General features: G+C 57.0%; 4 protein-coding genes. 1 reads left to right on the top strand and 3 read right to left on the bottom strand.

Translation table 11 applies throughout. From position 1 onward, the window contains the following. Positions 1-157: 157 nt before the first annotated feature. The 3 genes from HMPREF2980_RS03300 to HMPREF2980_RS03290 form a co-directional block, all read right to left on the bottom strand. Entirely contained in the window at positions 158-2,353 is a 2,196-nt protein-coding gene (locus tag HMPREF2980_RS03300; protein WP_070666752.1) for an LPXTG cell wall anchor domain-containing protein, read from the bottom strand. A gap of 580 nt (positions 2,354-2,933) precedes the next feature. Further along, positions 2,934-6,101: a DUF5074 domain-containing protein gene (locus HMPREF2980_RS03295; protein WP_070690145.1), complete on the bottom strand. Its 3,168-nt coding sequence runs from the start codon at positions 6,099-6,101 to the stop codon at positions 2,934-2,936. A 391-nt stretch (positions 6,102-6,492) separates the two neighbouring features. Then, positions 6,493-7,572 carry an S-layer homology domain-containing protein gene (locus HMPREF2980_RS03290; protein ID WP_070690142.1) on the bottom strand — a complete coding sequence of 360 codons (1,080 nt, stop codon included), beginning with the start codon at positions 7,570-7,572 and terminating at the stop codon, positions 6,493-6,495. A 488-nt stretch (positions 7,573-8,060) separates the two neighbouring features. On the opposite strand from HMPREF2980_RS03290, the gene HMPREF2980_RS03285 reads away from it, so the two are divergent. Continuing rightward, a complete protein-coding gene (locus tag HMPREF2980_RS03285) occupies positions 8,061-8,843 on the top strand; it encodes a nicotinamide mononucleotide transporter (protein ID WP_083303625.1) in 783 nt (260 codons plus the stop codon). The last annotated feature ends 398 nt before the right edge of the window (positions 8,844-9,241 follow it).

Genomic DNA, 9,241 nt, shown 5'->3' with positions numbered 1-9,241 from the left:
CCCCCCCCGACAGCCATCCGGCACCTCCGCAGCGCCCGCCTCCGTGCCCGCGCCTGCCTCGTTCAGGCGCCACGGCACCACAACACCACGGCATCAAGGCACAAAAATGCGCCCCGCACAATGTACGGGGCGCATCCGCTCAAACTAGAGCAAGAAACTATGCCTTACGGCGGCGAAGCACCATCACAGCGGCACCAGCAATCAGCACAAACGCACCAACAGCAGCCAGGCTCAGAACATTCTGAGCACCGGTCTTAGCCAGCGAGCCCTTGCTCTGAGGCGCAGATTTGGTTGCCGAAGCGCTCACCTGAGAATCCGAACCGGAGCCCTTAGACTGATCCTCAGACTTCACCGAAGAAGAGTTCTTCAGCGGCGCGGTCTTCGCGGTGGTTCCCAGCTGGTCGTTAGCTTCCTCAGCCTTCGACTGTTCGCCCTTAGGCTGCTCAGCTGCCGGCTTCTTTTCTGCTACAGCAGCAGATGCGGAAGGCGATGCCGAAGCATTGGTCGGGAATGCCGGCTCCTCAGCCTCATCGCGGTTATCCGCATTGCCGGCGTCCTTCGCATCATTAACAATCAGCGAAACAGCCGAATCGTAATTACGGTTGGTAGCCACGTCGGAACCAGCGGTGACAGTACCGAGCATATAGCCCTGGCTGTACTGCATGGTGTTCGCGGGAACACGCAGAGTTGCGTCGAAGGAGTACTTGCCGGTGCGTGCGTTGTAAACAAACGCGCTCGCCGGAACGACGGTGGAGACCTTCTGAATATTCGCCAGTTCGCTATCGGTCAGCTTGTCGTAACCCATCGACCATTCGCCTTCCTTGACGAGGAACAGGCGAATACCTTCTGCTGGGGGCTTCTCAAAGTCGTAGCCGGACACGTGGAAGGTGTAGGGGCGGGTAATGTCGACGGTACCCTCAGCAAAGTTCAGGGTGGGGTCAATCAGCACTGCGGTAGCCTGCTTCGGGTAGCCCTGGAAGGGAACCTTAGCGGGGTTGATGGTCGCAGTGGAGGTGAACTCACCCTCAGAAACCTCAGCGTAGAACTTCACGATGGAGTTCGGAACCAGCTTCTGCTGCGAGGAAGGAACAGCCTTGCCGTTGCGATCCACGGTCGCCTTGGAGGTGTAGGTGTCGGTCATGGTGCCGTCGCCGGTCTTCGAGTTCAGCACGTAGGGCACAGCCGCAGTGGTGTTAGCGATATCCTGCTTGTCCACTGCAACAACGGAGCCATCCTCGGTGACGGTCAGGTCGTTAGCCTTACCGCCGTTCATCTCAACCTCACCGATCACGCGGTCGGTCTTAGCGTCAAAGATAGCAATCTTGCCGGTACCGAAATCGGTAACGTACACCAGGTCGCGGTTCTCGTCGTTCTCCATGGACAGCGCCTGGGTACCGAACTTAACGAACTTCTTGAACGCACCGGTGGTCAGATCATAGACAGAGATACCGGAGTTCACGCCGTCCACGCCCTGCGAGGAGACGTAAATTTCGTTCTCGGAGTGGTCAATAGTGACGTCAGAGGGGCGAACTTCAACGGAGGAATTCTCGCCGCGGGTCTGAATAACCTGCTCAGTCTTGAACGTATGAGTGTTGATTACGAAGACCTTGCCGCCGGTGCGCTCGGGCACATACAGCTTGTCGCCGTCAATGGTCATGTTCATGCCAATGTAGCGGGTACCACCATTGGGGGCGCCTTCCAGCTGCAGCTTAGTGACCTGGAAGGTCTTCATGTCGATTGCGGACACATAGTAGCGGCCGGTCACGAACACCTTGCCGGAGTTGTGGTCCACCAGCACAGAGCGGGGGTGCTCAATCCAGTTCGGGTCACTCTCGGAGATACCGTGGTTAGTCCAAATCTGCTCCATGGTGTTCTGGTCGAACACAGACAGGGAGTTGTCGGTGGTGTTAGTAACCCACACGGTACCGGACACATCATCAACAGTGATGCCGTACGCGGAAATGTAGCCAAATTCGCCGTTCTTATCCAGCTCGAAGGGAAGCGCCGCCACTTCTTCAATCTGAAGAGTGTCTGCGTTGACACGAGCAATGGTGGAGGCGAGGTCGCCGCGGGCACCCACGCCGACCATCCAGATCTTGTTGGTCGCCTTAGAGTAGGCAACCTGGTACTGACCGGGCAGACCCTGGGTAATCTGCGCGACGGACGCGGAGGTGTCAACAACGCGGCTCAGCGCTGCGGTGGAAGGAGCCGATGCGCTGGGGGAAGCGGTCTGATGTGCGGTATTCGGTGCTGCGAAGGAGGCAGGAATCATGGCTGCGCCGGAGATTGCGAGCGCCAGGGAGCCGACGGCGAGCCCCTTCAATGCTTTGCCCGAGGAGGGAGTGAGGTTCAATGTGTGTCCTTCAAATGTGTAACGGAAGTGCTCACATGCCGCATGCGAATGCTAACGAGACACCCGTGAATATGCGGTGACATATTCGACGGCACGAAAAGCAGAAGTGTAGGTAACGCATAAATTTACTTACCTTCTAATCCTCAGTGTTTTCCCAGGAAAATACAAGCAGCGACGTGGGTGTGTTTTGTGTTTTTGTGAGTGGCCCCCTAATTCGCCTTCAGTATCACGTGAAGGTTGAGGCGTTCCCCTGGTTTTTCCTTGCGCTTGCAGGCAAAAACCCAGGTCACGAGGGGTGTTGTGATACTTTTATATTTACACATTAATGTAAAAGTTTAGGTGAGGCGCGCCCACAGGATTCATCACGGGTTAAACATTTTCCCGACATTCAAAACCTATATTTTTACAGACAAGTGCACATATATAAATATGCTCTAAAACCACCCACCCAGCATTAGCCCAAGCAGGCATACAAAAGGCGGGTACTCCCTCCCCCCAGATTCAAAGAATCCGAAAGAGAAAATACCCGCCTCCTCACGCGTTACATCGAGCCTTTACGCCCGAAAACTAAACGCTACGCTTATGCCTTGCGGCGGCGCATCACCAAAGCAGCACCCGCAATCAGAGCCACAGAAGCGAAAGCAACCAGCGGCATCACAGCGTTCGCACCGGTGTTCGCCAAAGCGCCACGCGAAGAGCCAGCCTGCGAGGAACCTGCGTCGCTCTTAGCTACCGAGGAGCCACTGCCCAAATTATCGGAGCCACCTGCAGAGGAGCCACCGTTCTTCACAGCCGAACCGGACTTATCAGCCTTCACAGCATCCGGAGCAGGCTTGGAGTCCTGTGCACCGGTCTTAGCGTCAGACTTGGAGTCAGACTGAGATGCCTGATCCTTGGAGGTCTGATCCTTAGCCTCTGCGGTGTTCTCAGACTTAGCGTCAGACTTCTTATCCTCAGGCTTCGGGTCAGCAGGCTTCGGGTCAGCAGGCTTCGGGTCAGCAGGCTTCGGATCTGCAGGCTTCGGGTCAGCAGGCTTCGGATCTGCCGGCTTCGGATCTGCCGGCTTCGGGTCAGCAGGCTTCGGGTCAGCAGGCTTCGACTCCTCAGCCTTCACACCGGTCACCGTCGGGTAACCCGCAAAGTCCAGCGAAGTCGGGGTGATACCCACCGGAGCTGCGCTCGCGTCGGTGTCCTTCAGGCCAACCTTGAACTTCAGAATCGAGTTAGCCTTCAGCTGCTGAACCGATGCGGGAACGTCGTTACCCTGGCGGTCCTTGGTGGGCAGGGTGGTGTACTCGCTGGCGGTGCTGATCTCGCCGGTGGTGCCGTTGAGCACGTAGGGCAGGGTCACCTTCTCGTCGCGGTCCTTCTTGTCGAGGACCAGTACGGAGCCGTCCTTGAGCAGGGTCACGTCGTTCGCGGCTGCGCCGTTCATCTCGACCTCGCCGATGACCTCGTCAGCGCGGCCGTCGAAGACAGCCACCTTGCCGGTGCCGAAGTCGGTTACGTACACCAGGTCGCGGTCCTCATCGTGCTCCAGAGCGAGCGCCTGGGTGCCGAACTTGACGAACTTCTTGAACTCGCCGGTGGTCAGGTCGTACACGGAGATACCGGAGTTGACGCCCTTCACACCCTGGGAAGATACGTAAATCTCATTCAGCGAGTGATCCACAGCAACGTCAGAGGGGCGAACCTCAACGGTGGAATCCTCACCCTGAGTCTGGATGGTCTTCTCAACCTTGAAGGTCTTGGTGTCCACGACGAAGAGCTTGCCGCCGGTGCGCTCGGGCACGTACAGCTTGCCGCCATCGAGGAACAGGTTCATGCTGATGTAGCGGGTGCCACCGTCGGGTGCGCCCTCAAGCTGAATCTTCTCAACCTGCTTAGTCTTCAGGTCAATAGCAGAGACAAAGTAACGGCCGGTCACGAACGCCTTACCGGACTTGTGGTCAACCAAAACGGAGCGGGGGTGCTCAATCCAGTTCGGGTCGTCCTTCTTCACGCCCTCGTTGCTCCAGATGAGCTTGAGAGTCTGCTGGTCGTACACTGCCACGGAGTTGTCGGTGGTGTTGGTAACCCAGACGGTGCCGTCCACGTCATCAACGGTCACGCCGTACGCGGAGGTGTAACCATACTGGCCCTTGTCGTTCTTCTTCACGGGCAGCTCGGCGAAAGCCTCGGTCTGCAGGGTGTCTGCATCCACGCGTGCCAGGGAGGAAGCGAGGCCGCCGCGTGCACCCACGGTGGGCACGAACAGCTTGTGGTTCTTCTTGGAGTAGCCAACCTGGAACTGGCCGGGCAGACCCTGAATGATGTTCGCAACGCTACCGTTTGCGTCCACGGTGCGGTGTGCCTCGGTGGAGGGGGTGGTAGAGTCGGTTGCCTTGGTCTTGGTGGCGGTTGCCGGGTAGCCCTGGAACTCGCGGGTTTCGGGGGTGACCTGCTTGACCTCGGAGTTGTCGCCTGCGGTTGCGGTGACCTTGAACTTCAGGATGGAGTTCGCCTGAATCTCGGAGGTCTTGGCGGGAACCTCGTTGCCCTGCTTGTCCTTAGAAGGCTTGCTGGTGACCTTATCTGAGGTACTGACGGTGCCGGTGGTACCGTCGAGGACGTAGGGCACAGTTGCGGTTGCGCCAGCCTGCTTGTCCACAGCGACAACGGAGCCGTTGGGCAGTACGACCAGGTCGTTTGCCTTGCCGCCGTTCATGGCAACCTCAGCGATTAGCTTGTCCGCTGCGCCGCCGTCAATCACGCCGACCTTGCCGGTGCCGAAGTCAGAGACGTACACCAGGTCATTCGCCTCGTCATTGTCCAGGGCGAGTGCCTGGGTGCCGACCGGGATGAACTTCTTGAACTCGTGGGTGGTCGCATCGTAGATGGACACGCCGGAGTTCGCGCCCTTCACACCCTGGGAGGAGACGTAGATTTCGTTCTGGGAGTGGTCAATCGCGATGTCGGAGGGGCGAACCTCACCCTCAGCGTTGCCCTTGGTGTCGAAGCTGCTCTCTACCTTGAAGGTCTTGGTGTCGATGACGAAAATCTTGCCGCCGGTACGCTCGGGAACGTACAGCTTACCGCCATCAACCAGGATGTTCATGCTGATGTAGCGGGTGCCGCCGTCGGGTGCGCCTTCGAGCTGGATCTTCTCAACCTGCTTGGTCTTCAGGTCGATAGCGGATACGAAGAAGCGGCCGGTCACGAACGCCTTGCCGGACTCGTGGTCAACCAGAACGGAGCGGGGGTGCTCAATCCAGTTCGGGTCGGTCTCTGCGATACCCGCGGTGGTCCAGACCTGCTGCATCGTTGCCTGATCGTACACGGACACGGAGTTGTCGGTGGTGTTGGTAACCCAGACGGTACCGTCTACATCGTCAACGGTGATGCCGTAAGCTGCGTCGTACTGGTAGCCCTTGTCGTTCTTGACGATGGGCAGCTCGGCGACTGCCTCAATCTTCAGGGAGTTCGCGTCAATACGAGCGATAGTAGAAACGTGCTTGTCGCGGTCAGCGGTGCCCGCAACCCAAATCTTGTTGGTCTTCTTGGAGTATGCGACCTGGAACTGACCGGGCAGGCCCTGGGTGATCTTTGCCATCGCCTTGTCGGTGATGGTGCGAGCGTCAGTGCTCTGGCTTGCCGCCGGGGTGGAGTCTGCCGCGAACGATGCGGGGATGGTGGCAACGCCGGAAATTGCCAGTGCCAGCGATCCAACGGCGAGGCCCTTGAATGCCTTGCTTGAAGCGAGGTTCATATGTATGTCCTTTTTCGTGGGTGGTGTGTGAAGGTGCGTCTCTCCCCCACCGATGGGTGGTGAGGCGCCGCGTTTTTCCTGCTCTTTGGTGTGGGTTTCATGGGCCCACGAGGAAGGAAACTAGTCTTCACACAGTATTAAGTAAGGCAACCTTTAACTTACCTTCTAGGTAATACTTACTTAGCGCACAGGATTTTGCAAGATTTTAGGCATATATAACGCAAAATTTCATATGCCAGGCACAGCCTGTCACTAAAACTCCCCGAGAAGCGGCAATACGGGACATGGCAAAACCCCCGCCTCCAGCAAAAGCCAGAAGACGGGGGTTTCACGCAACCCCAACAGGCACGCGCAGTGCCGGGGGTAGCTAAATTTAGGAGCCGTACGAGAATTAGGAAACGTACGAGAAGTCAGTGAACAGCAGGTTCTGCAGCTTGTAGCGGCGAATGAAACGAGCCAGCTCCGCGCGAGTAGTCGGCGCGGTCGGCTTGAACTCACCCGAAGCGTCCAGCACGATGTCGTTCGCGCCAGCCCACGCAACGTAACGGTGCAGAGTGCCCGCACCGAGCACATCGCGGAAACGAGAACCAGCAGCTTCGTTCATTTCGGTCAGCTGAACCTCCGCGTTGTACTGGAACAGTACAGCTGCCAGCTCCTCGTGAGAAACCGGTGCAGTCGGGTCAATCTTGTCGCCACCGGTGAGCGGCTCGGTGATCTTGCGGTCACGAGCCCAGTGCAGGGCGTTCGCGGTCGGGCGGCCTGCCGCATCCGCGAAGGGTGCGACCTCAGAGTTTTCGCTCACGCCAGCGTGACCGGCAGCGTGGTTCAGCAGAGCAATAAGCTCCTCACGGGTCACGGGGCGGTCCGGCTCAAACGCACCAGTCTGCGGGTTCGGCATCAGCCACTTCTTCTGGTTCGCCATGCGGATATCCTCAGCGAACGGGTGGTTATCCGGAACATCCTCGAAAGAAGTCTTCAGAATCTTAGTCTCAGCCATGGGGATGCGCGCAGCAATCTGGTGGGTAATCTCCTGGCCCCACGGGTCAGAGCAAATATCCAGCTGCAGGGCGTGATCAACACCTTCACCCTGCATCAGCTCGATGGGGAACTGGTCGCTACCGCTGAAGCTGTCAGCGTCACCGTCAAATTCGGGGGTGAGCGGCCAGGAGCGCAGAGTTTCGAAAGAGTCGTTACGAACGTAGCCGTGGCGTACGGTCAGAGTGGTGCCTTCGGTGAGGAATTCGCGCAGACCGTGTGCAGTGTAGTTGACGGTCATACCGGTTTCAGTGATGGTGGCACGCTGAATAACGAGGCGCGGGCCTTTAGTTTCCTCGGTTGCCGGGGCAAGGTTTGCGGGAGCTTCATCAGCCTGAGCGGCCTGCGCCTGCAGGGTCAGTGCGCCTGCAGCGGCGGCGGCGGAAGCACCCTTTACAAAAAATCGTCGTGAGAGTCGATGGGTAAGCAAGGGCATGATTGTCCTATTCAGTTCTTGTTTGAGTTGAGTGAGTTACGGGTGGCAGGATGCGCGGACAGCGGCGTAAACGGTGAGTGAGGCCGATACGTTGGGTTCCCTCCCCTGTGTGCGTGAGTGAGACGCAGGATACCGGGGTGCGGGTGTCTGTCGGGTGGATGCACGGTGAGTGAGACCGGCACGGTTCCCTGACCCAGTCATCTAGCGTACCTTAAGGTCCCCCTTAAAGCGAAGACGAAACGGCGGTGATTTTACGCCCATTTTCGATGTTCAACGAAGTAGGGGCGATATCTGGCAAAGTTTGCCGGAAGTTGGTATGGGTTTTTGATGGGGTGATTTTGAATTACCCAATGCCGCGGTGTTCCGAGATGTGGAATATGTGGGTTTCTGAAGTTTTATGTGTGACACGCCAATTCAACCCCTTTTCAAAGAGTTATAGTTATTGGTACCCTATCACTGTTCCTATATTCTCAACAAAGGAGTTACCCATGGAGGCCAAGGAATTCTCAATCGAGAAGGCCCTCCTCTTCTTCGCCAAGTCCAAGTACGCCGACATCTTCGGCGTGGCACTGGTTATCGCCATCGCAATCGCCTCAGGATACCTGGGCACCAGCCTCGCTAAATACGTCGACTGGGGCCCAATCACGAACTTCATTCCCCTCGGCGTAATTTCCGTGATTAACGTGGGTATTTCAATGATGTCTACCCGCCTGACCGGCCGCCTCTCAAACATCGGCAACGTGCTCGGCATTATTAACACGGCACTGTCTGGCGCGATTGATTACATTCTGGGCAACAAGGCAGCAATCATCACCTACCCGGTCACGTTCATCGTGTACACCTTCGCGATTCGTAGGTGGCAGAACTCCGAACGCGGCAAGGCGATGGAACCGCCGACCGGCAAGAAGGGCCAGCTGATTATTAGCGGCATTGTGGTCGGTTCGTTCGCGTTCTCCCTGATTGCGAACTATGTCGGTTACTATCTGATTGCGAACAATGTCGGTTACGATGGCAAGACCTCGTTCCTGTTCTGGATCACGACCGCAGTGTTTGGCCTGTCCCTGTCAGCGAACATTCTGAACGCACTGAAGCTGACGATGCAGTGGCAGTTCTGGTTCGCGTACAACACCGTGCAGTGCATCAAGGCGCTGACTCAGGGCAACTTCGCGAACGTCGGCAAATACATTTTCTACATCATCAACAGCGTGGCAGCGCTCCTGCTGTGGACCCGAAGCGGCACCGCAGCCAAGGGTACCGTGGCGGTGGCGTAGGGGGCGGTTCCCGGGTTTTCGGGCGCTGACCTTTCTACCAGCTAACGCTAATGCATGAGGAGGCCCCTCGACCTGTAGCTTACTGCTGCGGGTCGAGGGGCCTGTTTTAATATTCTTGCTATTTGTGCCTAGCAGTACGCATATTTGTTAAAATGAATAGACCGGAGGGGCTTTCATTGAGGACTAAGAATCTTTCAATAGTTGTTTACTATTTTTATGACCGGCCGACCGACTGACCGAGTTGAGAATCTTTCATTATTCGCCTTGATATACTTAGGGATGCGGTTCTGTGGCCTCGCATCACGTTGAGAATCTTTCATTATTCGCCTTGATATACTTAAATGAGGTTCTTCTAATGGGTCGTCGAGGTTGAGAATCTTTCATTATTCGCCTTGATA

It is taken from the genome of Rothia sp. HMSC076D04 (genome assembly GCF_001814645.1).
Classification (GTDB): domain Bacteria; phylum Actinomycetota; class Actinomycetes; order Actinomycetales; family Micrococcaceae; genus Rothia; species Rothia mucilaginosa.
This window is presented reverse-complemented; position numbering and strand designations above follow the sequence as displayed.